Genomic DNA, 23,265 nt, shown 5'->3' with positions numbered 1-23,265 from the left:
GTCGCGCACCCGCCGACCGATAATGACCCGTATGAGCAGAAACGCCTCGCACGCCTATGGTCCGCCGACACTGACCGTCAAGGGACGGGATGTCAGGCTGCGCACCATCGGCGTCGTGCTGCTCGCAGGCCTGGCCATCTGGTTCATCGCCGCCAACACGGGCTCGGTCACCATCAAGCTGTGGATCCCGACCGTCACGCTCCCGCTGTGGAGCGTCCTCACGGTCACGCTCCTCGTGGGCACGGCCATCGGCCTGCTCCTCGCCCGGCGGCGCGCACGCCGGTAGCGCGCCGCCGGACCCGGCCGTCTCACGCGGGCCGGGGCACCTCGGGTACCACCGCCACCGGGCACTGGGCGTGGTGCAGGAGCGTGTGGGCCGCCCGGCCGAGCTGGAGGCCGGCGTGGCCCCGGTGGCGCCGTGCGCCGACGACGGCGAGGTCGGCGGCGGCGGACCGCAGCACGAGGACCTTCGACGCCGGACCCTCGACCGTCGCACGGCGGACCCGGACTCCCGGGTGAGCGGCGACCGCCTCGCGGAGGACCGCGTCGAGCAGGGCGGATGCCCGCTCCTCGTACCGGCGTTCCGGTGCGCCGGTCGTCGCCGGGTGGTCGAGGCTCTCGTACGCCGGGCAACGCCAGGCGCGTACGGCGTCCAGCGCGCATCCGCGGGCCTCGGCCTCGCGGAACGCGAAGCGCACCGCCTCACCGCTCGTGCCGGGGTCCCCCGCGCCCAGCAGGATCCGTCCGTGGCCGCCGGCCAGACCGGCCGGGTCGCCCCGCACCACGATCACCGGGCAGTGCGCCCGCGCCGCCACGGTGAGCCCGACCGAGCCCAGGAGCAGTCCCCGCAACGGGCCGCGGCCCCGCGATCCCAGAACGAGGAACGCCGCGTCGCCGGCTTCGTTCAGCAGGGCACGGGCCGCCTCCTCGGCGAGGACCGCGGTGGAGACCTCGATCCGCGGGTCGCGCCGGTGAGCACGCCCGGCGGCCGCGGCGAGAACCCGCCCGGCCGCCGCACGGGCGGACGGCGGTCCGCCGGACGGGGGCACGGCGCTCTCGTGGGCCGCCCACGGGGACGCGTGCACCAGGCGCAGCGCCAGGTGGTGCCGGGCCGCCTCGTCCACGGCCCAGTCGACCGCCAGGAGAGCGGGCTCCGATCCGTCGACGCCCACGACCAGGGGCAACGGGGCCATGGTGTCCACCGCCTTCCTCATCCCCTGCCGGCCATTCTCCGCCGGTACGGGCCATCCGGCCCTCCCGGCCGGGCCGTCCGGCCCTACGGCAGGCGTCCACGGCGCGGTGTCATGGAAGGGAGCCGAGGGCCACAGCAGACACGGAGAAGCGGAGCGAAACCGCGCACCGTGCAATGAGGGCCCGCAAGAAGCGGGCGGCCCTCGGCTCCATCGCGTGCCGCCACCGCCCTTCCACGGCCCCGGGCCGACGTGCGGCCGGCGCGCCGCTCCGCGACCCTGGACATCAGGGGCAGTGCCGCGAGGAGCACCTATGGACTGGGAAACGATCCGCAAGGACACCGAACCGGTCGTGCCACCCCGGCTCCCCGATTACGAACGGGCCCGTTCGACGTTTACCTGGGCCGAGGCGCACGGCGCGCTGGCCGGCCTGCCCGGCGGCGGGCTCAACATCGCGTACGAGGCGGTCGACCGGCACGCGGCATCGGACCGTGCCGGCAAGGCCGCACTGCGCTGCGTCGCCCGGGACGACACCGTCGCCGAGGTCACGTACGCCGAACTCGCCAGGCGTACGGCACGCTTCGCGAACGTGCTGCGGGCACTCGGCGTCGCCCGCGGCGAGCGGGTGTTCACGCTCCTCGGCCGCTGTCCCGAGCTCTACACCACGGTGCTCGGCACGCTGAAGAACGCCGACGTGCTGTGTCCGCTGTTCCCCGCGTTCGGCCCGGACCCCGTGGAGCAGCGGCTGCGTCTCGGGGACGCCCGGGTTCTGGTGACGACGGCGGCCCTCTACCGGAAGAAGGTGGCCGGCCGCCGGGACGCGCTGCCCGGCCTGGAACACGTCCTGATCGTCGGGCCCGGCGCCGGGGAGCTGCCCGGCACCTCCTCCTTCGACGAGCTGACGGCCGCCGCCGCGGACACCTTCACGATCCCGCCGACCTCTCCCGGTGACATGGCCCTGCTGCACTTCACCAGCGGCACCACCGGCACTCCCAAGGGCGCGGTGCACGTCCACGAGGCGGTGGTCGCCCACTACGTCACGGCCGCCTACGCGCTGGACCTGCACCCCGACGACGTGTACTGGTGCACCGCCGACCCCGGCTGGGTCACCGGCATGTCGTACGGCGTCATCGCCCCGCTGGTGCACGGCGTCACGACGATCGTCGACGAGGGCGACTACGACGCCCGCCGCTGGTACCGGATCCTCGGTGAGCAGCGGGTCACCGTCTGGTACACGGCGCCCACCGCGCTGCGCATGCTCATGCGCGCGACCCCGCGCCACGGGCCCTACGACCTGCCGCGCTCCTACGATCTGTCGGCCCTGCGCCTCATCGCCTCCGTCGGGGAGCCCCTCAATCCGGAGGCCGTTCTCTGGGGCCGGGACGTGCTGGGTCTGCCCGTGCACGACAACTGGTGGCAGACGGAGACCGGCTGCATCATGATCGCGAACTTCGCGGCCTGCGACATCCGGCCCGGCTCGATGGGCCGTCCGTTGCCCGGCGTCGAGGCGACGGTGCTGAGGACCGGTGAGGACGGCCGGGCACGGGTCGCGGGCGGCCGGGTCACGGAGGTGGAGAGCCCCGACGAGGAGGGGGAGCTGGCGCTGCGTCCCGGCTGGCCGTCGATGTTCCGCGCCTATCTGCACGACGAGGAACGCTACGACGCCGCCTTCGCCGACGGCTGGTACCTGACCGGTGACCTGGTGCGGCGGGACGCGGACGGCTGGTACTGGTTCGTGGGGCGCGCCGACGACGTGATCAAGTCGGCGGGTCATCTGATCGGCCCGTTCGAGGTGGAGAGCGCGCTGATGGAGCACCCGGCCGTCGCGGAGGCCGGGGTGATCGGGCGGCCGGACCCCGTGGCGGGGAACGTCGTCAAGGCCTTCGTGTCGCTGCGCCCCGGCGTCGAACCGTCCCCCGGTCTGCGACGCGAGTTGCTCGCCTTCGCCCGTCGGCGGCTGGGACCGGCCGTCACGCCCAGGGAGATCACGTTCGACCCGAACCTGCCCAAGACCCGCAGCGGCAAGGTGATGCGCCGGCTGCTGCGGGCGCGCGAACTCGGCCTGCCCACCGGCGACCTGTCGACCTTGGAGGGATCCGCATGACCGCGTCCCGGCCCACCACCCGTCCACGCAAGGAGCCGTCGTCGGCGAAGCCGGGGCGGAAGGCCGCCGCCAGGAGGTCCGGCGCCGGGCACCGGACGGACCTCCTGGAGGCGATGCTGCGCATCCGGCGTTTCGAGGAGCGGTGCGTCGAGCTGTACAGCGCCGCCAGGATCCGGGGCTTCGTCCACCTCTACATCGGCGAGGAGGCCGTCGCCGTCGGCGTCACCGGTGCCCTGGAGCCCGGGGACGCGGTCGTCTCCACCTACCGCGAACACGGTCACGCGCTGGCCCGCGGCCTCACGCCGGAGTCCGTCATGGCCGAGATGCACGGCAAGGCGACCGGCTGCAGCGGCGGCCGGGGCGGGTCCATGCACCTGTTCGACGCGAGCCGCCGGTTCTACGGCGGCAGCGCGATCGTCGCCGGCGGGCTCCCCCTGGCCGCCGGTCTCGCCCTCGCCGACCTGATGCGCGGCCTGCCCGGCGTCACCTGCTGCTTCTTCGGCGACGGGGCCTTCGCCGAAGGCGAGTTCCACGAGACGGCGAACCTCGCCGCCCTGTGGAACCTCCCCCTGCTGCTGGTCTGCGAGAACAACCTGTACGCCATGGGCACCGCGCTCGCCCGTGAGCACGCGCAGACCGACCTGGCGATGCGCGCCGCCTCCTACGGCATGCCCGCCTGGGCCGTGGACGGCATGGACGTCGAAGCCGTGGAGCAGGCCGCCCGGCGGGCCGTGGGGGGAATCAGGGCGGGCGCGGGCCCGCACTTCCTGGAGCTGCGCACCTACCGCTTCCGCGCCCACTCGATGTACGACCCGGACCGCTACCGCGACAAGGCGGAGGTGGAGCGGTGGAAGTCCCGCGACCCGATCGCCCGGCTGACGGAACGCATGCGCGACGGCGGCGAACTGGACGACGAGGCGCTCGCCCGGACCGAGCAGCGGCTCGCCGAGGAGATCGATCACGCCGTGACGGCGGCCGAGCGGGCGCCCGAGGAGCCGGTCGGGGACCTGCTCCGCCACGTCACCAGCGCGCCGTACGGCGAGGTGAGCCGGCCGTGAGCACGGGGACGCGAGCCCGGGGGACGACGTACCGGGAGGCGATGCGCGAGGCCCTGCGGGAGGCCCTGCGCTCCGACGAGCGGGTCTTCCTCATGGGCGAGGACGTGGGCAGGTACGGCGGTTGTTTCGGCGTCAGTCTCGGGTTGCTCGAGGAGTTCGGTCCGGACCGAGTGCGGGACACACCGCTCTCGGAGTCCGCGTTCGTGGGCGCAGGCATCGGCGCGGCACTGGCCGGGATGCGGCCCGTCGTCGAGATCATGACCGTCAATTTCAGTCTGCTGGCCCTGGACCAGATCCTGAACAACGCCGCCACGCTGCTGCACATGTCGGGTGGTCAGCTGCCCGTGCCCCTGGTGATCCGCATGACGACGGGCGCGGGACGGCAGCTCGCCGCGCAGCACTCGCACAGTCTGGAGAGCTTCTACGCGCACATCCCCGGCATCCGCGTGCTCGCCCCGGCGACGCTCGAGGACGCGCGTCATGTGCTCGCCCCGGCACTGGCCGACCCCGACCCGGTGGTGATCTTCGAGCACGGCAGCCTGTACAACGCCGCCGGTGAACTCGACCCGGCGGCCGGGCCCGTGGAGCTGGACCGCGCGGCGGTCCGCAGGCCGGGAACCGACGTCTCCCTGATCACCTACGGCGGTTCGCTGCCCAAGGCGCTCGCGGCGGCGGACGAGCTGGCCGCCGACGGCGTCGACGCGGAGGTGGTCGACCTGCGGTCGCTGCGTCCCCTGGACGGCGCGACCATTGCCGCGTCCGTGGCTCGGACCCACCGTGCGGTGGTCGTCGACGAGGCGTGGCGGACGGGGAGCCTCGCCGCCGAGGTGTCCGCCCGGATCGCCGAGGAGTCCTTCTACGAGCTGGACGCCCCCGTCGAACGGGTCTGCAGTGCCGAGGTGCCCATTCCGTACGCCCGGCAGCTCGAGGAGGCCGCCCTGCCGCAGACCGCCGACATCGTCGCCGCCGCGCACCGGGCGGTGGACTGATCATGGCCGAGTTCACGATGCCGTCACTCGGCGCCGACATGGACGAGGGCACACTCGTGGAGTGGCTGGTGGCGCCCGGCGACCCCGTCCGCAGGGGCGATCCGGTGGCGGTCGTCGAAACCGCCAAATCCACCATCGAGGTGGAGTGCTTCGAGAGCGGTGCGATGGGACGGCGGCTCGTCGAGCCGGGTACGACCGTCCCCGTGGGCACGCCGCTCGCCCTGATCGAGCCCGCGGCGGAACCGCGGGAGGAGCCCGGGGAAGCCGGCCGGCCCCGGGAGGAGCCACGGGTCCCGTCCGCTTCCCGGCGGGCGGCACCCGCCCCGGCCGCCGGGGCCGGGGCAGGCCCGGCACCCGCCCCGGCCGCCGGGCCCGCCCCGCCCCGCGCACCGGCGGCGTCCGGGGCTCCGGAGCACGGAGCCGCCGAGGCGGGACCGCTGGTCCGGCACCTCGCGGAGCGGAGCGGCGTCGACCTCGGGTCCGTGCACGGGACCGGACCGGCGGGGCGTGTCACCCGGGCCGACATCGAGCGGGCGTCGGCCGGGGCCGCGCCCCGGTCCCCGCGGGTACGGGCCACTCCCCTCGCCCGCCGGCTCGCCGCCGAGCTGGGCGTCGGCCTGTCCGAGGTGACCGGCAGCGGCAGGGACGCCGCCGTCCGCGCCAGGGACGTGAGCGGGGCGGCCGCCCGGCGGAGCGCCGCGCACCCGCCGCAGCGCCCGGCCACCGCCGCGGCCCGGGCCTCCCGCCCTCCCGGGGAGGAGGCTCCCGGTATGCGTCAGGCGATCGCACGTCTCATGACCCGCGCCAACCGGGACATCCCGCACTACTACCTGTCCACCACCGTCGACATGACCGCCGCGACGGACTGGCTGCACGACCACAACCGGCGCGCTCCCCTGCCCGAACGGCTGCTCCCGGCTGCCCTGCTGCTCAGGGCGGCCGCCGTCGCGGCGCGCGAGGTTCCCGAGCTCAACGGCTTCTGGGCCGACGACCGGTTCACCCCGGGCGAGGGCGTCCATCTCGGCGTGGCGGTCTCCCTGCGCGGCGGGGGACTCGTCGCCCCCGTCCTGCACCGGGCCGACACACTCGACCCGCACGCGCTGATGGCCGCGCTGAAGGACCTGGTCACCCGTGCCCGCACGGGCAGACTGCGGGGCTCCGAGGTGTCCGGCGCCACCATCACGGTCACGAACCTGGGCGACCAGGGCGTGGAGACCGTGTTCGGCGTCATCCATCCTCCGCAGGTGGCTCTGGTCGGCTTCGGACGGGTCGTCGACCGGCCGTGGGCCGTCGGCGGACTGCTCGGGGTGCGGCCCGTCGTCACCGTCACCCTGTCGGCGGACCACCGGGCGACGGACGGCGCCGTGGGGGCCCGCTACCTCTCCGCCGTCGACCGCCTGCTGCAGAAACCGGAGAAGCTGTGAACCGAGCCGACGCACTGAACCTGGTCAAGGAGTCGATCACCCAGGTCGTCCCGGACGCCGACCTGGCCGCGCTGGGTCCCGAGGACACCTTCCGGGACGCGCTCGAGATGGACTCCCTCGACTTCCTGTCCTACCTGGAGATCCTCGGTGAGCGCACCGGCGTGCGGATCGACGACGCGGACGCGCCACAGCTCACCACACTGTCCGGCAGCGCCGACTTCCTCGCCGCCCGTGTGACGTGAGCGGGCGGCCGTCGCGCCCCGGGGCCACCCGGGGAACGGCTACCGCGGCGGTTCCGGCAGCTCGCGGTGGAGCACGACCTTGAGGGCGCCGGTCTCCGGTCCCCGTGCGAAGACCTCGTAGGCGTGCTCCATGTCCTCCAGGGCCAACCGGTGGGTGACGAGCGGGAAGACCGCGAGACGTCCGTAGGCCAGCAGGTCGAGCAGCCAGGGCGTCGAGGAGGTGTCGACCTGGCCGGTGCTGATCGTCAGGTTCTTCCGCCACAGGTCCTCGAGGTGCAGGGTGGCGGGATTGCCGTGCATGCCGACGTTGGCGATGCGTCCGCCCGCCCGCACCACGCGGGTGGCCAGGAGGAAGCTCTCCGGATCGCCCGCGGCCTCGATGACGACGTCGGCGCCCGCGCCCTCGGACATGTCGGCGACCATCGCCCCGGGCAGTTCGGCGGAGTCGGCGCCCATCCGGGCGGCGGCCGCCAGCCGGGACGGCGACAGGTCGACGGCGACGATCCGGCGGGGCGAGTAGAGACGGGAGATCATGACGGCGGCGAGCCCCACGGGGCCCGCGCCCACCACGACGACGGTGTCCCCCGGCCCCACGTGTCCGTTGCGTACGCCGACCTCGTACGCCGTGGGCAGCAGTTCGGCGAGCAGGACCGCGTCGTCGAGGGAGAGGTACGGGGGCCGCCGGTGCGTGGAGTGGTCGGCGAAGGGAACCCGCACGAACTCGGCCTGCGTCCCGTTGATCAGGTTGCCCAGCAGCCATCCGCCGCCGCCGCGGCACTGCCCGTACTGGGCGTCGCGGCACAACGGGCAGTGTCCGCAGGCGGACACGGACGACACGATCACCTGGTGTCCGGGCCGCCGGGTGTTCACCCCGCGGCCGACTTCCACCACCTCTCCGACAGCCTCGTGACCGAGGACCGTTCCCGGTTTCACGTCGGGGAGGTCGCCCCGCCGGATGTGCAGGTCGCTTCCGCAGACGGTGGTCGCGTCGACGCGCACGATCGCGTCGGTGTCGTCCTCGATCACGGGGTCGGGGACGGTGTCCCATGAGGTGTGTGCAGGCCCGTGGTAGACGAGTCCTCGCATGGTGACTCCCTCGGTCGCCGTCTCACCTCCACCGTCGCCCCCGGTGGCCTCGTGGGCAACACGGCGGAGTGCCGCTGCCGCGTGCCCGGATCAGTCCGGCTCCATGTAGGGACGGCGGAAGACCGGGGCCCGGCCGGTGCCCCGGGGGCGCAGGACCGCCAGCGCCTGCGCCACCGCGGACTCCAGGGGGCCGCCGGTGTCCACCGTGTGGGCCTCGGGCCACGGCGGCTCCTCGGCCGCCATGGCGGCGGCAACGGCGGGGCCGGCGTCCGACGCCGAGGCGCCGGGGGTGCGTGAGGCGAGGCGGGCCGCCGAGATGCCGCCGGGGACCCGGCAGTGCAGGGCCACCAGGTCGGCGCCGGCGCCTTCGGCCGTACGCAGGGCCGCCTCGCGCTGTTCCGCGTCGGTCCAGGTGGCGTCCAGGACGACGGATTCGCCCGAGGCGAGCAGGGTGGACGCGCGGTCCAGCAGCGCGGCGTAGGTCCTTGCGGTCCACTCCGGCGTGTACAGGCCCTCCCGGTAGCCGGCCGCCGCAGCCTGTTCGGCGGGGACGCCGGCGAGTTCCTTGCGGAGACGGTCGCTGCTCAGCAGGGTCACGCCCAGACGGTCGGCGAGGGCACCGGCGAGCGTGGACTTCCCGCTGCCCGGCAGCCCGCCCACCAGCGTCAGGCCGACGGCCGAGGTGCGCAGGTGCCGCTGTGCCGCCGCGACCAGCCGCCGGGAGGCCGCCTGCGCGCCGGCCGCTCCCTGGCGTGCCTGGATCAGGGAGACCTTGGCGCGGACGAACGCCCGGTAGGCCACGTAGTGGTGCCACAGTGAAGGGGGCGCGGGGTCGCCGGAGTACTCGCTGTAGCGGGCGAGGAAGAAGGCCGCGGATTCCGGGACGCCCAGCTGTTCCAGGTCCATGGCCAGGAACGCGGCATCGTCGAGGCCGTCGACGAAGCGGAGGTGGTCGTCGAACTCCAGGCAGTCAAGGATGCGCGGGCCGTCGTCGAGGCAGAAGACGTCCTCGGCCAGCAGGTCGCCGTGGCCGTCGACGACCCGCCGCTCCCGGATCCGCGTGTCGAACAGCCGTTCACGCCCGGCGAGGAAGCGGCGTACCAGCCGCTCCACCTCGTCGACGCCGTCGGGCAGGGGGACCTCGCCGGACAGGGCGCGGACCTGCGCGAAACTCGCCTCCCACCGGGAGGAGAGCGCGTCGCGGGTGCCGTGCGCGTCCACCTCCGGACCGCGGCGCGCGTCGGCGTGGCGGGCGGCGAGTTGCCGGGCCACCGAGCGCAGGACGTCGTCGACGCGGGCTCCCTCCCGCACCAGCCGGGACAGGCGGCGGTCCGCCGGCATGCGACGCATCACCACGAGCGGTTCGGCCGTGTCGGTGTGCGGCAGCCGGATCTCCCCCAGGCCCAGGTAGACGTCCGCGGCGAAACGGCGGTTGAGGGCGACCTCCTGGGCGCAGGCGGCCCGGCGGGCCGCCACCGTGGTGTAGTCGAGGAAGCCCAGGTCGACCGGTTTCTTGATCTTGTAGGCGTGCTCGCCGAAGAGGAGCACGATCGCGGTGTGCGTCTCGTGCAGTTCCGCACGCGGGAACGCCGCACTGCCGGGCGCGGGGCCGGGACGGAGCACGGACGCGTCGGTCCGGTGCGCGGCCGTCGTCGCTTCCCCCGGGCCCTGCGGCTCAGTCATGGGGGACGACCGCCACGGGACAGCGGGCATGGTGGAGAGCGGCCTGGGCGACGGGGCCCAGACGCGGTGCCGGAAGGCGGTGCCTGCGCCGGCCGACGACCACCAGCCCGGCGCCGTCGGCGGCCCGCAGCACCGCCCTGGCGGGGCTTTCCAGTCCGACGGTGTCGGCCACCTCGACACCGGGGTACTTCACGCGCCAGGGGTGGAGGACCTGCTCCAGTTGCTTCCTGGCGTCCTGCGCGACGCCGTCGGCGACGTCGTGGTCCACCCCCCACGGGACGTAGGCGTGCACGGGCAGGCTCTGCCCGTGCACGGCCCGCACCGGCGCGTTCCGCGCCGCGGCGGCCGCGAAGGCGAAGTCGAGCACGTCGTCGCAGGGTCCGTGCAGCTTCAGCGCTACCACCACGTCGTTCGCCCGCTCGGGTGCGGCAGGCGGCGCCTGCACACGGGTCCCGGCACGGACCAGGACCACCGGCCGCTCCGAGCGCGCCGCGACGGACATGCTGGTGTCGCCCAGGAAGTAGCTCTCGACGAGCTCCAGACCTCGCGAGCCGAGCACGGTCATGGTGGATTCCGACGCCGCGTGCAGCAGCGCGTCCTGGGCCTCGTCGGCCACCAGGCTGACGAGGACGGTCAGACCGGGGCGGCGCTTGCGGAGTTCCGCCTCGGCGTTGTGCACCAGCCGCCTCGCCCAGTAGTTCTGGTCGATCTCGGCGGGCACCGCGGTGGGTTCCGGCGCGAGCAGGGGCCACGCGTGCAGCAGTCGCAGGGTGAAGCCGCGGTACCCGGCCTCGTCCGCGGCCCAGCGGGCGGCCGCGAGACTCTCCGGTGAACCGTCGAGGCCGACGGTGATCACTGGTTCCATGGCGTCCGCCTCCGTCTCGTACGACACTGGACAGGGCGCCGCCGGACCGCGCGGTGCCGCCGTTCATTCGAGAGTTACCGCAAACCCCTCCCCGGCGCACCCGGACCCGGCGGGCCCCGGAGGGGGCAAGCCCGGCACCGGGGCCCGGCGGACCGCCGGCAGGGACCTTCGGCCCCGTGACCGGAGCCCGGCCGCCGTTCGACGGTGGTGAGCGAAGCGACCGGCGCACTGTGCTGGAGGCCCGGCGATGAGTACCCGAAGTTCACCGTACGCGTCCGGACCGCCCCCGCGCGGGGACCAGGCGCCAGAGGTCCGCAATCCCCTGATCCGTACGTCGGACCGGGTCGAGTGCTGGGTGCGTCGCGCGCTCATGGTCGTCCTCGTCGTCGGACTGCCACTCGCGGGGCTCCTCGCGGGCAGGGCGGCGCAGGAGTCGTCGTCGCACGCGGCGCGGGCGCAGTCGGCCGAGCGGCAGCAGGTCGGTGCCCGCGTGCTGTCGGTCACCGGGAACCCCGGACAGCCGGCGAAGGAGCGGGCGCAGGTCCGCTGGACCGACAGCGGCGGAGAGGTTCGCACGGCGACCGCCCTCCTGTCACCGGGCACGGCCGAGGGCGCCACGGTGCGCGTCTGGGTGGACCGGGACGGCACCGTCACACGTGCGCCCCTGACCGAGCGCCAGGCCGTGACCAACGGCTGGTTCGTCGGAAGCGTCACCGTGATCGGCGGGGCGGCCGGGGTCTTCATGACGCGCGCCGGAACGCGTCTCGTGCTGGACCGGAGGAGGTACGCGCGGTGGGACGCCGAGTGGGAACTCGTGGAACCCCGGTGGACCGGCCGGTTCCGGCGGTGACGCCCGCGAGCGGAACGGGATGGAGGAGGCGGCGCTGATGTCCGAGGCGACGACCACCGATCTGTACGAGGTGACGATGGCGATGTCCTACCTGCGGGAGGGGATGACCGCTCCGGCGACCTTCAGCCTCTTCGTCCGGGATCTGCCGCCGGAGCGGGGCTTCCTCGTCGCGGCGGGGCTCGAGTCGGCCCTGGACCACCTGTCCGGCCTGCGGGTCGGCCCGGAGGACGTCGCCGCCTTCGCCGCCGCTCTCCACCGCCCGCCGCGGGATCTGGAGCCCCTGCTCGGACTGCGGTTCACCGGCAGCGTACGGGCGGTCCCGGAGGGGCGGATCGTCCTGGCGGGAGAGCCGCTGCTGGAGGTGACGGCTCCGCTCCCGGAGGCGCAACTGGTGGAGACGTACGTGCTCAACCTGCTCAGCCATCAGACGGCGGTCGCCTCGAAGGCCGCGCGATGCGTGATCGCCGCGGCCGGGCACCCGGTCGTGGACTTCTCCCTGCGACGGACCCACGGTCCGTGGGCCGGCTTCCAGGCCGCCCGGCTCGGCGCGATGGCCGGTTTCGCGGGGACCAGCAACGTCGCCGCGGCCACGGCCCTGGGCATCCCCGCCGTCGGCACGATGGCCCATTCGTACGTGGAGGCGTTCGAGGACGAGGAGGAGGCGTTCCGCGCGTTCGCCCGGACCCACCCCGGCCCGGTGACCTTCCTGGTGGACACCTACGACACCGAGGCCGGCGTGCGCGTCGCGGCCCGGGTCCTGCGTGACCTGGACCGCGGGCCGGGGTGCGCCGTGCGCCTGGACAGCGGCGACCTGGGGGCCCTGGCCGTGCGGGCCAGGGCCGTCCTCGACGAGGCGGGCCCGCCCGGCGTACGGATCACCGTCAGCGGCGGTCTGGACGAGTACGGCGTGGACGACCTGGTCCGCTCCGGAGCGCCGATCGACGTCTACGCGGTCGGCACACGCGTCGGGGTCTCGGCCGACGCGCCGTATCTGGACTCGGCCTACAAAATGGTGGAGTACGACGGGCGGCCGGTCATGAAGCTGTCGTCGGCGAAGGTGACGGCGCCCGGACGCAAGCAGGTGTTCCGCAGGCCCGGCGGTGCCGACGTGATCGGTCTCGCCGACGAGCGGCCGCCGCACGACGGCGCGCCCCTGCTGGAGACGGTGATGCGGCACGGACGGCGCACCGGTGACCCGTCCTCACTCGGCGAGTGCCGGAAGAGGTTCGCCGCGGACCTGGCCGCGCTGCCGCCGTCCGCCCGCCGGATCGGGTCTCCCGTACCTCCCCGCCCGACGCCCTCCGAGCCGCTGAGCGCGCTCACCGACCGCGTCCGGCGCCGCATCGCGGAGCGCACGAGCACACCCGCCGCACGTCACGGGACGCACGAACGGACCGCGTCCGGGCGGCGGAGGTCCGTCCCGAGCTGAGGAGGCACAGATGTCGCACACCCTGGAGTGGAAGACCCGCCTCTACCTCTTCGAGGAGGAGGGAACGACGAAGGCCCGCGCGGTGGTCGACACCGGGACCACGGTGCTCACCGGGCGAGGCACCGCACGCCGGAACCCGGCCGACCCGGAGGTGCCGGAGATCGGCGACGAACTGGCCGCGGGCAGGGCCCTGCAGGACGTGGGCCGCCAACTGATGGACATCGCGAAGCGCGACGTCGAGGGCACGGGCGCGACGCGAGCCGAGCCCCGGCCGGCCGTCGGGTGGTCCACCTGACACCGGCCGGGACATCAGCAACCGAGGAGGAATGACCGATGACGCTTCCAGCGCACCGCGGCAGGGGACCGGTCTCCGGATGGGACCCCTTCCGGGAGCTTCAGGACCTGCGCACCCGCATGGACCAGCTCATGCACTCCACCTTCCCCTTCCCCGGAAAGGGCTTCTCCGAGGCCGGGGCCGAGGCATGGGCGCCCCTGGCCGACGTCGAGGACACCGAGGACGCCTACCTGATGGAGCTGGAGCTCCCCGGCGTCGACAAGGACCAGGTCACCGTGGAGGTCGGAGAGGGTGAGCTCGACATCCACGGCGAGATCAAGGAAAGGGAACGCACCGGCGTGCTCCGCAGGCAGGCCCGGCACGTCGGGGAGTTCGACTACCGCGCGAGTCTGCCTCCGAACGCCGACACCGAGCACATCACCGCGGAGTTGGCCAACGGGGTCCTCACGGTGCGCGTCCCCAAGACCCACAGGGCCGAGGCGCACCGCATCGAGATCACCGGCTGAGAGAGGGGGCAGGGACCGGCCGGCGCGCCCGCGGCGGCCGGGCCCGCCCGGCCAGGGGGGAGTTGTCATGGGTACCTTGAGGAAAGGGCGGCGACCATGCGAGCTCACCTGGGCGATCAAATCGTCATCGAGAGTCCGGCGACCGGCGGCGCGAGGCGCGACGGCGAGATCGTCGGCCTGCACCACGCGGACGGAACGCCCCCTTACGACGTCCGCTGGTCGGACACGGACGACGTGACGCTCGTCTTCCCCGGCCCCGACGCCCACATCGAGCACCTCGGACACGAAGCCGAGGCCGGTGCCGCCGCGCCGCCGCCCGCCGGCCCGCCCGACCCCGGCGACATCGGACGGCGGATCGCCACCGAGCGTGAACGGCAGGGTCTGACCCGCGAGGAGACGGCCCGCCGCGCGCGGATGGCGCCGGCCTATCTCGCCTACCTCGAGGAGCGCCCCGGCGATCCCAGTCTGGCCACCCTCATCAGGCTGGCCGCGGCGCTGAACACCAGCGTGCAGGAACTGCGCGGCGGGGGCGCCGACCGGCCGCCCGGTCAGGGCATGGCGCTGCTGCACCCGCAGCTCCACGACCTCACGCCCGAGGAGTGCCGGACCCTGCTCTCCACGCACGGGGTCGGGCGTATCGCGGTGACGACGCCCGAGGGCCCCACGGTGGTACCGGTCAACTACGACGTCGTCGACGACGTCATCGCCTACCGGACCGCTCCCGGCTCCGTCCCCGCGGCCGCCGTGGGCCTGGAGACCGCCTTCGAGGTCGATCACTTCGACGAGGCCGGAAGCCAGGGCTGGAGCGTCCTCGCCGTCGGCCCGGCGCAGGCGGTCACCGATCCCGACGACGTACGGCGCCTGACCGAACAGGCACGCAGCACGCCGTGGGCCGGGGGCGGGCGTGAGATGTGGGTGTCGATCCGGCCCGAACGGCTGACGGGACGCCGCATCACCCCGGCCGGGCCGTGAGCGGTGCCGCGGCCCGCCGTCCCGGCCGGTGGTGTCCGCCTACTGGAAGGCCGCGTGGATCTCCTCTTCGGTAGCGGCGTGGGAGACGACGAGGAGTTCGTCGCCGGGACGCAGCCGCACCCCGGGCGCCGGGACGGTGGGCCGGCCGTCGCGGACGACGGTGGCGATGACGGTGCCCTCCGGGAGCGCGATCTCGGCGAGGGTGCGGCCCACGGCACGGGACCGCGCCGAGATCGTGGTCTCGATGACGTCGACACCGGCCTTGCTCAGCCTCAGCAGCGCGACGGTGTCGGTGGCACCGGTGGCCTCCTCGATGAGGGAGATCAGGGGTGTGGCGGCGGGTACCGCGGTGTCCACTCCCCAGCTGCGGTCGAACAGCCAGGCGTTCTCGGTGTCGTTGACGCGGGCCGCGACGCGCGGCACGGCGAAGCGGCGTTTGGCGAGCAGACAGATGACGAGGTTGTCCTCGTCGCTGCCGGTGGTGACGACGACGAGGTCGGCGGTGAGGACCCCGGCGTATTCGAGGACGGCGGGCTCGCAGGCGTCCCCGGCCAGGAGGCGCACGGGCAGCCGGCGCTCCAGTTCGGCGACGCGGTCGTCGTCGATGTCGACCAGGGTGACGTCGTTGCGGGCGGCGGCGAGCACCTGGGCGATCTGCGCGCCCAGGCGTCCGGCACCGACGATGAGGGCCTTCACGTCCCCAGCTCCTTGTCCAGGAAGCCGCGCAGCCGGCCGAGCGAGGTGGCGGCGACGGCGAAGGTGACCAGGTCTCCGGGCTCGGCCGGGGTGTGGTGCGCGGGAATGTGCGAGCGGCCCGCCCGGGTCACCTCGATGACGCGGATCTCGCCGTCGACCTCGAGTTCGGCCAGGCGCCGTCCGGTGAGGTAGCCGGGCAGCCGCGAGCGGATCAGCAGCGTCTCGCCGTTGCCGAAGGCGAGTTCGGGGGTGAGGTGGCGGTGCAGCAGCATCCGGTGGATCTGGTGCACGGTCCAGCGGACGCTGGCGACGGTGGGGATGCCGAGTTCGCGGCAGATGCCGGCGCTGCGGGGGGCGTAGACGTGGGCGAGGACCATCGGCACCCGGTACGTGTCCTTGGCCGTCCGCGCGCTGACGATGTTGCTGTTGTCGCCCGAGGTGACGGCGACGAACGCGTCCGCGTGCTCGATCCCCGCGGCCTCCAGGACCGTACGGCTGAATCCGCTGCCCTCGTGGAACCGGCCCTGGAACCCCGCGGGGAGCAGTCTGCGGGCCCTGGCCGAGCGGTCCACGATCCGTACGTCGTGGCCTTCGGTGGCGAGCCGGGCCGCGAGCTGGGAGCCCGCCCGTCCGCAGCCGACGATGATCACCCTCATCGGGTCGCTCCCTTCGCAGCCGTGGAGCCACGGCGCCGCAGCCACATCTTCCTGAGCTCCTCGGCCACCAGGACCAGCGAACCGAGACCGGCGAGGAGGGCCCAGTCTCCCGGGCCCAGCGGGGCGGTGTCGAACAGCGCCTGCAGCGGGGGCAGATAGCTGATGCCCGCCATGATCGTGATGCCGAAGCAGCCCGCGGCCAGCAGCCAGGGGTTGGACAGCAGGCCGATGCGCAGCAGGCTCTGCCGGTCGGTGCGTACCGCGAGGGCGACGAAGAACTGGCTGAGCACGATCCCCGCGTGCACCAGCGTGACCGCCTCCCGGTAGACGAGGTCGTCCTCGTCGAGGTCGGCCCACGGGACGCCGGAGGCGTGGATGTGCCAGAAGAACACGGTGGTCACGCCGATGGCCTGGATGCCGCCCAGGAACAGGATGCGGCCCATCACCGCGGTGGAGAACAGGCGTTCGCTCCGGGAACGCGGCGGGCGGTCCATGACGTCGGGTTCCGGGGGCTCGGCGCCGAGCGCCAGCGCGGGCAGGACGTCCGTGCCCAGGTCGATGGCGAGGATCTGCACGGCGCTGATCGGCACCAGCGGGAACCCGGCGAACGTCGCGGCCACGATCGGGACGAGCTCCCCGATGTTGCTGCTGAAGACGTAGACGAGGAACTTGCGGATGTTCTGGTAGACCGACCGGCCGAGCCGCACCGCGGCGGCGATGGACGCGAACGAGTCGTCCAGCAGCACCATCACGGCCGCTTCCCGGGCGACGTCGGTACCGGAGGCGCCCATCGCCACGCCGATGTCGGCGTGCTTGAGCGCCGGAGCGTCGTTGGCGCCGTCGCCGGTGACGGCGACCACCTCGCCGCTCCGGTGCAGGGCGCCCACGACCCGCATCTTGTCCTCGGGGCTGACACGGCACAGCAGCAGTTCTCCGGGCCGGCCCAGCAGCGCGTCCAGGCCGTCGTCGTCCAGCGCCTCGAACTCCGCTCCGGTCAGCACGGCGGGTGCGGCGCCGGTGACGATCCCGACCCGCCGGGCGACGGCCTCCGCGGTCAGCGGGTGGTCCCCGGTGACCATCACGATCCGGATGCCGGCCCTTCGGCAGGCGGCCACCGCTTCGCTGACCTCGGGCCGCGGCGGGTCCAGCATCCCGACGAGTCCCAGAAGCGTCAGCTCCGACTCGGCCGTCGCGCGGTCCAGCCGGGGATCGGACGCCGGTCGCCGGGCCACCGCCAGGACCCGCAGCCCCTGGGTGGCCAGCCGGTCGTTCGCCGCGAGGACCTCGGCCCGCAGCGCGTCGGTCAGCGGCCGGTGCTCCCCCGCCCAGTCGGCGGCCGCGCAGCGGCCGAGGAGTTCCTGCGGCGCGCCCTTGGCGTACACGAGGAAACCTCCCGTGCCGGTGTCCCGGTGCACGGTGCTCATGAGCTTGCGTCCGGAGTCGAACGGGTGCTCCGCGACGCGCGGCGCCGCGGCCTCCTCGGCCGCCTGATCGAGCCCCGCCTTCCGCGCGGCGACGAGCAGCGCACCCTCGGTGGTGTCGCCGAGCACCCGCCACCCGTGGTGCTCCGAGGGCGGGACCAGGCGGGCGTTGCTGCACAGGGCCCCGACCCTCAGGAGCTCCCGCACCGGCCCGGGATCGTCGACCTCGCCGTCGGGCGCGTAGCCCACGCCGGTGACGGCGTGCTCCGTCCCGCCCGACCAGATCCGCACGACGGTCATCTCGGCCTGGGTGAGGGTGCCCGTCTTGTCGGTGCACACGACCGTGGTGGAGCCCAGCGCCTCCACCGCCAGCAACTGCTTGACCAGAGCGTGCCGCCGCGCCATGCGCCGCACGCCGATCGCCAGGGACACCGACAGGGTGGCGGGCAGGCCCTCGGGGACGAGCGCGACCATGACGCCGAGGGCGAAGACGAACGTCTCGACGAACGGCTGCCCGGTCGGCAGGCGTACCAGGAACAGCAGCGCGCCGATCGCGAGGGCCGTCCCCGCGACCCTGCGTGCCATGAGGGCGACCTGGCGTTGCAGGGGGGTCCGCTGCCGGGGTGCCGCGGCCGTCAGCCGGAAGATCTTGCCGAACTCGGTGGCCGTGCCGGTGGCGAACACCACCGCCTTCGCGGAGCCCGCCGTCACGTCGGTGCCCATGAACACGCAGTTGCGGGCCTGGAGGACCGGTCCCGCGGCCACGGGGTGGGCCGTGCGGCCGACCGCGTCGCTCTCCCCGGTCAGCGCCGCGTTGTTCACGGAGACCTCGTGCGCCTCCACCAGACGGCAGTCCGCGGGCACCGCGTCCCCGGCCTCCAGGACGACCACGTCGCCGGGCAGCACCTCCTGCGAGGGGATCTCGCGTCGCTCCCCGTCGCGCAGGACCCGGCAGGTGTGTCTGACCATCGCCTGCAGCGACTCGGCCGTCCGTTCGGCGGAGTACTCCTGGGCGAAGCCGATGGCGGCGTTCAGCACCACCACGCACCAGATGGCCACGGCGAGCTGCAGCGTGCCGGCGTCCCGGGGGTCCTGCAGCCCGTAGGCCAGGAAGGTGATCGCCGACGCGATGAGCAGGACGACCGCGAACAGGTCGGTGAACTGTGCGGCCAGCCGCCGCCAGAGCCGTCCGCGGGCGGCCGGCGGTAGTTCGTTGGGGCCCCAGCGGGCCCGCAGCGCCGCCGTGCCGGCGGTGCTCAGTCCGCGCGGCGAGGTGCCGAGCGCTTCGAAGACCTCCTCGGCCGGCAGGGTCCGGACCTCGTCCCCGCGCGGGGCGGCCGGGCCGGCGCCCCCCTCCGCGGCCGCCCGCCCGGGACCTCCGGCGCCCGTCACCGGGCTTCCGGCCTCCCGCGCCGTCACGTCGCGACCAGGCGGACCGCCGTCACCTTGTACTCCGGGCACGAGGTCACCGTGTCGGCGTGTCCGGAGGTGAGGCGGTTGACCCCGCTGGCGGGGAAGTGGAAGGAGCAGAACACCTGGCCGGGGGCGGTCTGCTCGCCGATCCGGGCGATGAGGCCGGCCCGGCCGTGCCGGCTCTCCACCGTGACCGGCTCGCCGTCACGGACGGCGTACCGGTGGGCGTCGCCGGGGTGGAGGTCGAGGAAGTCGACGGGGTCGAGGGCGAGGTGGGGACCGCGCCGGGTCATGCTGCCGGAGTTGTAGTGCGCCCAGCGCCGTCCCGTGACCAGGAGGAGCGGGTAGTCGTCGTCGGGGTGTTCACCCGGCGGCAGGTAGGGCGCCGCGGCCAGGTGGGCGCGGCCGTCGGCGGTGGCGAACCGCTCCCGGTACAGCTTCGCCTCACCGGGCCGGCCGGGGTCCGGGCAGGGCCACGGCACGGCTCCCTCCCGGTCGAGCCGGTCGTGGGACAGGCCGGTGAAGACGGGGGCGACGCGACCGCATTCGGCCAGGGCGGCCGCCGGTGTCGGGCAGCCGAGGCCGGCGCCCATCGCCGCCGCGACGGCGTGCACGACGTGGAAGTCGCTGCGGGCCCCGCCCGGCGGGGGAACCGCGGGACGGACCCGCTGGAAGCGGCGGTCGAAGTTGACGAAGGTGCCGTCCTTCTCCAGCCAGGAGGCGACGGGCAGCACCACGTCGGCGCGGCGGGCGGTCTCGGACGGGAACAGTTCGCTGCACACCACGAGGGGGCACGCGTCGAGGGCCGCGGCCACCTTGTTCGTGTCGGGGTCGGTGGCGCACACGTCCTCCCCGATGACCCACAGCGCCCGCAGTTCTCCCGCCCGCGCGGCGGCGAACATGTCCGGGATCCTCAGTCCGGGCCGCTCGGGTACCGGGACGCCCCACACCGCCTCGGCACGGGCCCGCGCCGCCGCGTCGGTCACCTTGCCGTAGCCGGGCAGGAGATCGGGCAGCGCGCCCATGTCGGAGGCGCCCTGGACGTTGTTCTGGCCGCGCAGGGGGTTGACCCCGTGTCCGCGGTCGGTGCCGACGGCGCCGCGCAGGACCGCCAGGTTGGCCAGCGTCCGTACGCCGTCCGTGCCGTGCAGGTGCTCGGTGACCCCCAGGCCGTAGACGATCGCGGGACACCGGGCGCGGCCGTACAGCCGGGCGGCGGCGATCAGGTCGGCGGCGGGCACGCCGGTGATCTCCGCGACCCGGTCCGGCGGGTAGTCGGCCAGCAGCTCGGTGAGCTCGGGCAGACCGGTGGCCCGTGCCCGCAGGAAGGCCTCGTCGGTCATGCCCTCGGCGAGCAGGACGTGGGCGAGCCCGTGGAAGAGCGCCACGTTGGTGCCGGGCCGGGGCCGCAGATGCACATCGGCGTGCGCTGCGAGCCCCACGGCCCGCGGATCGGCGACCACGAGAGCGGCGCCTTCCAGCGCGCGCCGCAGCAGCCGCGCCCCGACCACCGGGTGGGCCTCGACCGGGTTGGCCCCCACGACCAGCAGGCAGTCGGAGCGCTCGACGTCGTCCAGGGTGTCGGTGCCGCCGGACAGGCCGAAGGAGGCGGTCAGGCCGGCCGCGGACGGGGAGTGGCACAGGCGGGAGCAGTTGTCGACGTTGTTCGTGCCGATGACGACCCTCATGAACTTCTGGACGAGGTAGTTCTCCTCGTTCGTCGCGCGGGCCGAGGAGATCGCCGCCACGGAGTCCGGGCCGCCCGCCGCCACGGCCGCGCGCAGCCCGCGGGCGACGTGGCCGAGCGCCTCGTCCCAGCCGACGGGCTCGAGGCGGCCGTCACGCCGGAGCAGGGGCCGGGTGAGCCGTTCGGAGGAGGTGAGGTAGCCGTGGGCGAAGCGGCCCTTGACGCAGGCGTGGCCCCGGTTGACCGGGCCGTCGCGGGCGGGCAGGACGGCGGTGACCGCGCCGTCTGCGGTGACGACGTCCAGGGCGCAGCCGACCCCGCAGTAGCCGCACGTGGTCCGGGTGGCGGGCGGATGGTGTCCGGACGTGAGCCCGCGCGCCGGGCCGGGTTCGGTGAGCGCGCCTGTGGGGCAGGTGTCGACGCAGCCGCCGCAGGCCACGCAGTCGGACTCGGCCCAGGGCCCGCCGGTGCCGGGCGCGACCACGGTGTCGGCGCCCCGTCCGACCAGGGTCAGGGCGAAGGTGCCCTGCACCTCCGCGCACATGCGGACGCAGCGGCCGCAGGCGATGCACAGGTCCCGGTCGAGATGGACGTAAGGGTGGGACTCGTCCCGCCCCCGGTCCGGGGCGCCCCGGGCCGTGTCGGGCCCGATGCCCAGCGACCGGCAGACCCCGGCCAGTTCACTGGGGTTGTCCTCGGCGAGGGCGCGGGGCGGCAGGGCCGAAGCGATGACCTCCACCGCCTCCCGGCGCAGGTGCAGGAGCGCGTCGGTGGCGGTCTCGACGCGCGTGCCGGAGGAGGCCGGGGTGACACAGGCCGCCACGGTCCGTCCGTCGGCGCTCACCAGGCAGGTGCGGCAGGACCCGGCGGGGCCGATCCGCTCGTCCGAGCAGAGTGCGGGCAGGTCGGCCCCGGCCGCCCGCACCGCGGCGAGCAGGGACGCTCCCTCGGGCACGGTGACGCTCGTGCCGTCGACCTGGATCTCGGTACCGGTCATGACTCCCATCCCGCCAGTCGCTCGCCGTAGACGCGGGCGAGGCTGCGCACGGCGGGCGGGATGCGCCGTCCGAACGCGCACAGGCTCGCCTCGGTCAGCACGTGCGCGAGCCGTCCCCACTCGTCACCGGGGCCGACGCCGGCCCCGGCCAGCTCCAGGCCGCGGCGCGAGCCCACTCGGCAGGGGGAGCAGGCCCCGCAGCTCTCCGCCGCGGCGAACTCCCACACGTGCCGCAGCAGGTCCCGCGGCGCCACGTACTGGTCGACGGCGACGAGTCCGGCATGGCCCAGCGCGGCGCCGCGGGCGGACAGGCCGGCCGTGGTGAGCGGCACGTCGAGCGCGTCGGGGCCGAGGAAGCCGCCCAGGGGGCCGCCCACCTGGACGGCGGTCAGGTCGCTGCCGTCCTTCAGGCCACCGCCCAGTGCGGTCACGATCCGCCGCAGTGAGGTACCCAGCTCGACCTCGTACACCCCGGGCCGGGCGAAGCGCTCCGAGAGGCAGACCAGTTTGGTGCCGGTCTCCTCCGGCGTCCCGCGCCGGGCGTAGGCCTCGCCGCCCCGGGCCACGATCCAGGGAACGGCCGCGAGGGTCTCCACGTTGTTCACCACGGTCGGCGCGTCCCACAGTCCGCGCGCGGTCGGGTAGGGCGGACGCGGCCGGGCGCAGCCCCGGTCCCCTTCCAGGCTCGCGATGAGCGCGGTCTCCTCGCCGGCGACGTAGGACCCGGCACCCTGGACCACCTCGACGTCCAGGGCGGTGTCGGTACCGTGCACGGCGGGGCCCAGGTGGCCGTCGGCGTAGGCCTCGCCGACCGCCTCCCGCATCCGTTCCAGCGCCCGCGGGTACTCCGAGCGGACCAGCACCACCGCCCGGCGGGCGCCACAGGCGAAGCAGGCCAGCGCCAGGCCCTCGAGGACCCGGCGCGGGTCGTCCTCCATCAGCAGCCTGTCGGCGTAGGACCCCGGGTCCCCCTCGTCCCCGTTGGCCACGACCACGGTGCCGGGCGCCCGGCCGGCCGCCTCCCACTTCGCCGCCACCCGGAAGCCCGCTCCCCCGCGTCCGCGCAGCCCGGACGCGGCCACCTCCCGCTGGACCCGGTCGGGTCCGCCCGCCCTCACGATCCCCGGCCACACCTGCCACGCGGGCTCACCCGCGACCACGCCCGCCAGCAGCACGGGGTCGCCGGTGTCGTCCGCGACCGGGATCCGCGGCGCGGACGGCGGCTCACGCCCGGAGAGCCGATCGGCGAGCGCGGGCCCCGTGCAGGGCGTGGTCCCGTCGAGTGCGGCGGGGCCGGCGTAGCAGTACCCCAGGCAGCGCACGGCCTGCAGCGAGGTCTCTCCGTCCGGGGAGACGGTTCCGGCGGTGACGCCCAGTTCCCGCTCCACCTGCGGGAGATGACGTCCTGCCTGTGCGGCGAAGCACGCCGTCGCCGAGCAGATCCGGACGTGCCGGCGGCCGTGGGGGGCGACGAGGTCCGCGTAGTAGGCGGCCGGTCCGAGTGCGGCGGCCGCGGGCAGGCCCAGGCCGGCGGCGACCGCGGGAGCCCAGCCCTCCGGCCCGTCCGTCGTGCCTTCTCTGACCCCGGCCAGATCCTCGATCAGCGCCTCACTGGCTCTCCCGTGCCGCTCGGAGAGGGCACGGAAGGCGTCGAACCGGCCGGCGGGACGGATCACAGCCATGCCTTCATCGTGGCGGCAGT

20 protein-coding genes are annotated in these 23,265 nt (G+C 74.5%); 11 read left to right on the top strand and 9 right to left on the bottom strand.

Going from position 1 to position 23,265, the window contains the following annotated elements; translation table 11 throughout:
* The first annotated feature begins 31 nt into the window (after positions 1 to 31).
* Positions 32 to 286 (top strand): LapA family protein, encoded by a 255-nt coding sequence (locus tag BU52_RS03385; protein ID WP_063829989.1) that lies wholly within the window; start codon positions 32 to 34, stop codon positions 284 to 286.
* Between the two features lie 22 nt (positions 287 to 308).
* Here BU52_RS03385 and BU52_RS03380 read toward each other — a convergent pair whose 3' ends face one another.
* Positions 309 to 1,193 (bottom strand): universal stress protein, encoded by an 885-nt coding sequence (locus BU52_RS03380; protein WP_037927953.1) that lies wholly within the window; start codon positions 1,191 to 1,193, stop codon positions 309 to 311.
* A gap of 310 nt (positions 1,194 to 1,503) precedes the next feature.
* Between BU52_RS03380 and acsA the strand changes: the two genes are divergently transcribed.
* From acsA to BU52_RS03355, 5 genes are read left to right on the top strand one after another with little or no spacing between them, the layout of a single operon-like run.
* Positions 1,504 to 3,294, top strand: coding sequence for an acetate--CoA ligase (gene acsA / locus BU52_RS03375; protein ID WP_037927457.1), 1,791 nt, complete (start codon positions 1,504 to 1,506; stop codon positions 3,292 to 3,294).
* Positions 3,291 to 4,352, top strand: a complete 1,062-nt coding sequence (gene pdhA, locus BU52_RS03370) for a pyruvate dehydrogenase (acetyl-transferring) E1 component subunit alpha (protein WP_078903082.1) — start codon at positions 3,291 to 3,293, stop codon at positions 4,350 to 4,352. Before acsA ends, pdhA begins: the two co-directional genes overlap by 4 nt.
* Positions 4,349 to 5,341: an alpha-ketoacid dehydrogenase subunit beta gene (locus tag BU52_RS03365; RefSeq protein ID WP_037927454.1), complete on the top strand. Its 993-nt coding sequence runs from the start codon at positions 4,349 to 4,351 to the stop codon at positions 5,339 to 5,341. The genes pdhA and BU52_RS03365 overlap by 4 nt, the downstream gene beginning before the upstream one ends.
* Positions 5,342 to 5,343: 2 nt before the next feature.
* Positions 5,344 to 6,765, top strand: coding sequence for a 2-oxo acid dehydrogenase subunit E2 (locus BU52_RS03360; RefSeq protein ID WP_037927451.1), 1,422 nt, complete (start codon positions 5,344 to 5,346; stop codon positions 6,763 to 6,765).
* Positions 6,762 to 7,007, top strand: a complete 246-nt coding sequence (locus tag BU52_RS03355) for an acyl carrier protein (protein ID WP_037927446.1) — start codon at positions 6,762 to 6,764, stop codon at positions 7,005 to 7,007. Before BU52_RS03360 ends, BU52_RS03355 begins: the two co-directional genes overlap by 4 nt.
* Before the next feature lie 39 nt (positions 7,008 to 7,046).
* Here the strand turns inward: BU52_RS03355 and BU52_RS03350 are convergent, their stop codons facing one another.
* From BU52_RS03350 to BU52_RS03340, 3 genes are all read right to left on the bottom strand, one after another.
* Positions 7,047 to 8,093, bottom strand: coding sequence for an alcohol dehydrogenase catalytic domain-containing protein (locus tag BU52_RS03350; RefSeq protein WP_037927443.1), 1,047 nt, complete (start codon positions 8,091 to 8,093; stop codon positions 7,047 to 7,049).
* Positions 8,094 to 8,183: 90 nt separating this feature from the next.
* On the bottom strand, positions 8,184 to 9,665 hold the full coding sequence (locus tag BU52_RS03345; protein WP_037927946.1) for a bifunctional aminoglycoside phosphotransferase/ATP-binding protein: 1,482 nt from the start codon (positions 9,663 to 9,665) through the stop codon (positions 8,184 to 8,186).
* A 103-nt stretch (positions 9,666 to 9,768) separates the two neighbouring features.
* Entirely contained in the window at positions 9,769 to 10,641 is an 873-nt protein-coding gene (locus BU52_RS03340) for a universal stress protein (protein ID WP_037927440.1), read from the bottom strand.
* A 247-nt stretch (positions 10,642 to 10,888) separates the two neighbouring features.
* Between BU52_RS03340 and BU52_RS03335 the strand changes: the two genes are divergently transcribed.
* The 5 genes from BU52_RS03335 (at position 10,889) to BU52_RS03315 (ending at position 14,693) form a co-directional block, all read left to right on the top strand.
* The gene (locus BU52_RS03335; protein ID WP_037927437.1) at positions 10,889 to 11,491 is read left to right on the top strand and encodes an Rv1733c family protein; all 603 of its coding nucleotides are present in this window, start codon (positions 10,889 to 10,891) and stop codon (positions 11,489 to 11,491) included.
* A gap of 37 nt (positions 11,492 to 11,528) precedes the next feature.
* Positions 11,529 to 12,920 (top strand): nicotinate phosphoribosyltransferase, encoded by a 1,392-nt coding sequence (locus BU52_RS03330; protein ID WP_037927943.1) that lies wholly within the window; start codon positions 11,529 to 11,531, stop codon positions 12,918 to 12,920.
* Between the two features lie 10 nt (positions 12,921 to 12,930).
* Entirely contained in the window at positions 12,931 to 13,215 is a 285-nt protein-coding gene (locus BU52_RS03325; RefSeq protein WP_037927434.1) for a DUF1876 domain-containing protein, read from the top strand.
* A 38-nt stretch (positions 13,216 to 13,253) separates the two neighbouring features.
* On the top strand, positions 13,254 to 13,721 hold the full coding sequence (locus tag BU52_RS03320; protein WP_037927432.1) for an Hsp20/alpha crystallin family protein: 468 nt from the start codon (positions 13,254 to 13,256) through the stop codon (positions 13,719 to 13,721).
* Between the two features lie 96 nt (positions 13,722 to 13,817).
* The gene (locus tag BU52_RS03315) at positions 13,818 to 14,693 is read left to right on the top strand and encodes a DUF1918 domain-containing protein (RefSeq protein WP_037927430.1); all 876 of its coding nucleotides are present in this window, start codon (positions 13,818 to 13,820) and stop codon (positions 14,691 to 14,693) included.
* A gap of 39 nt (positions 14,694 to 14,732) precedes the next feature.
* Here the strand turns inward: BU52_RS03315 and BU52_RS03310 are convergent, their stop codons facing one another.
* From BU52_RS03310 to BU52_RS03290, 5 genes are read right to left on the bottom strand one after another with little or no spacing between them, the layout of a single operon-like run.
* A complete protein-coding gene (locus BU52_RS03310) occupies positions 14,733 to 15,389 on the bottom strand; it encodes a potassium channel family protein (protein WP_037927427.1) in 657 nt (218 codons plus the stop codon).
* A complete protein-coding gene (locus BU52_RS03305) occupies positions 15,386 to 16,045 on the bottom strand; it encodes a potassium channel family protein (RefSeq protein ID WP_037927422.1) in 660 nt (219 codons plus the stop codon). The genes BU52_RS03310 and BU52_RS03305 overlap by 4 nt, the downstream gene beginning before the upstream one ends.
* Positions 16,042 to 18,927 carry a cation-translocating P-type ATPase gene (locus BU52_RS03300; protein ID WP_268747592.1) on the bottom strand — a complete coding sequence of 962 codons (2,886 nt, stop codon included), beginning with the start codon at positions 18,925 to 18,927 and terminating at the stop codon, positions 16,042 to 16,044. Before BU52_RS03300 ends, BU52_RS03305 begins: the two co-directional genes overlap by 4 nt.
* On the bottom strand, positions 18,882 to 21,563 hold the full coding sequence (gene fdhF / locus BU52_RS03295) for a formate dehydrogenase subunit alpha (protein ID WP_037927419.1): 2,682 nt from the start codon (positions 21,561 to 21,563) through the stop codon (positions 18,882 to 18,884). Before fdhF ends, BU52_RS03300 begins: the two co-directional genes overlap by 46 nt.
* Positions 21,560 to 23,245 (bottom strand): NAD(P)H-dependent oxidoreductase subunit E, encoded by a 1,686-nt coding sequence (locus tag BU52_RS03290; protein WP_037927417.1) that lies wholly within the window; start codon positions 23,243 to 23,245, stop codon positions 21,560 to 21,562. Before BU52_RS03290 ends, fdhF begins: the two co-directional genes overlap by 4 nt.
* Between the last annotated feature and the right edge of the window lie 20 nt (positions 23,246 to 23,265).

It is taken from the genome of Streptomyces toyocaensis, assembly GCF_000725125.1.
GTDB classification, from domain to species: Bacteria; Actinomycetota; Actinomycetes; order Streptomycetales; family Streptomycetaceae; genus Streptomyces; species Streptomyces toyocaensis.
The sequence above is the reverse complement of the archived record's forward strand: the minus strand, read 5'-3'. Positions and strand labels throughout refer to the sequence as shown.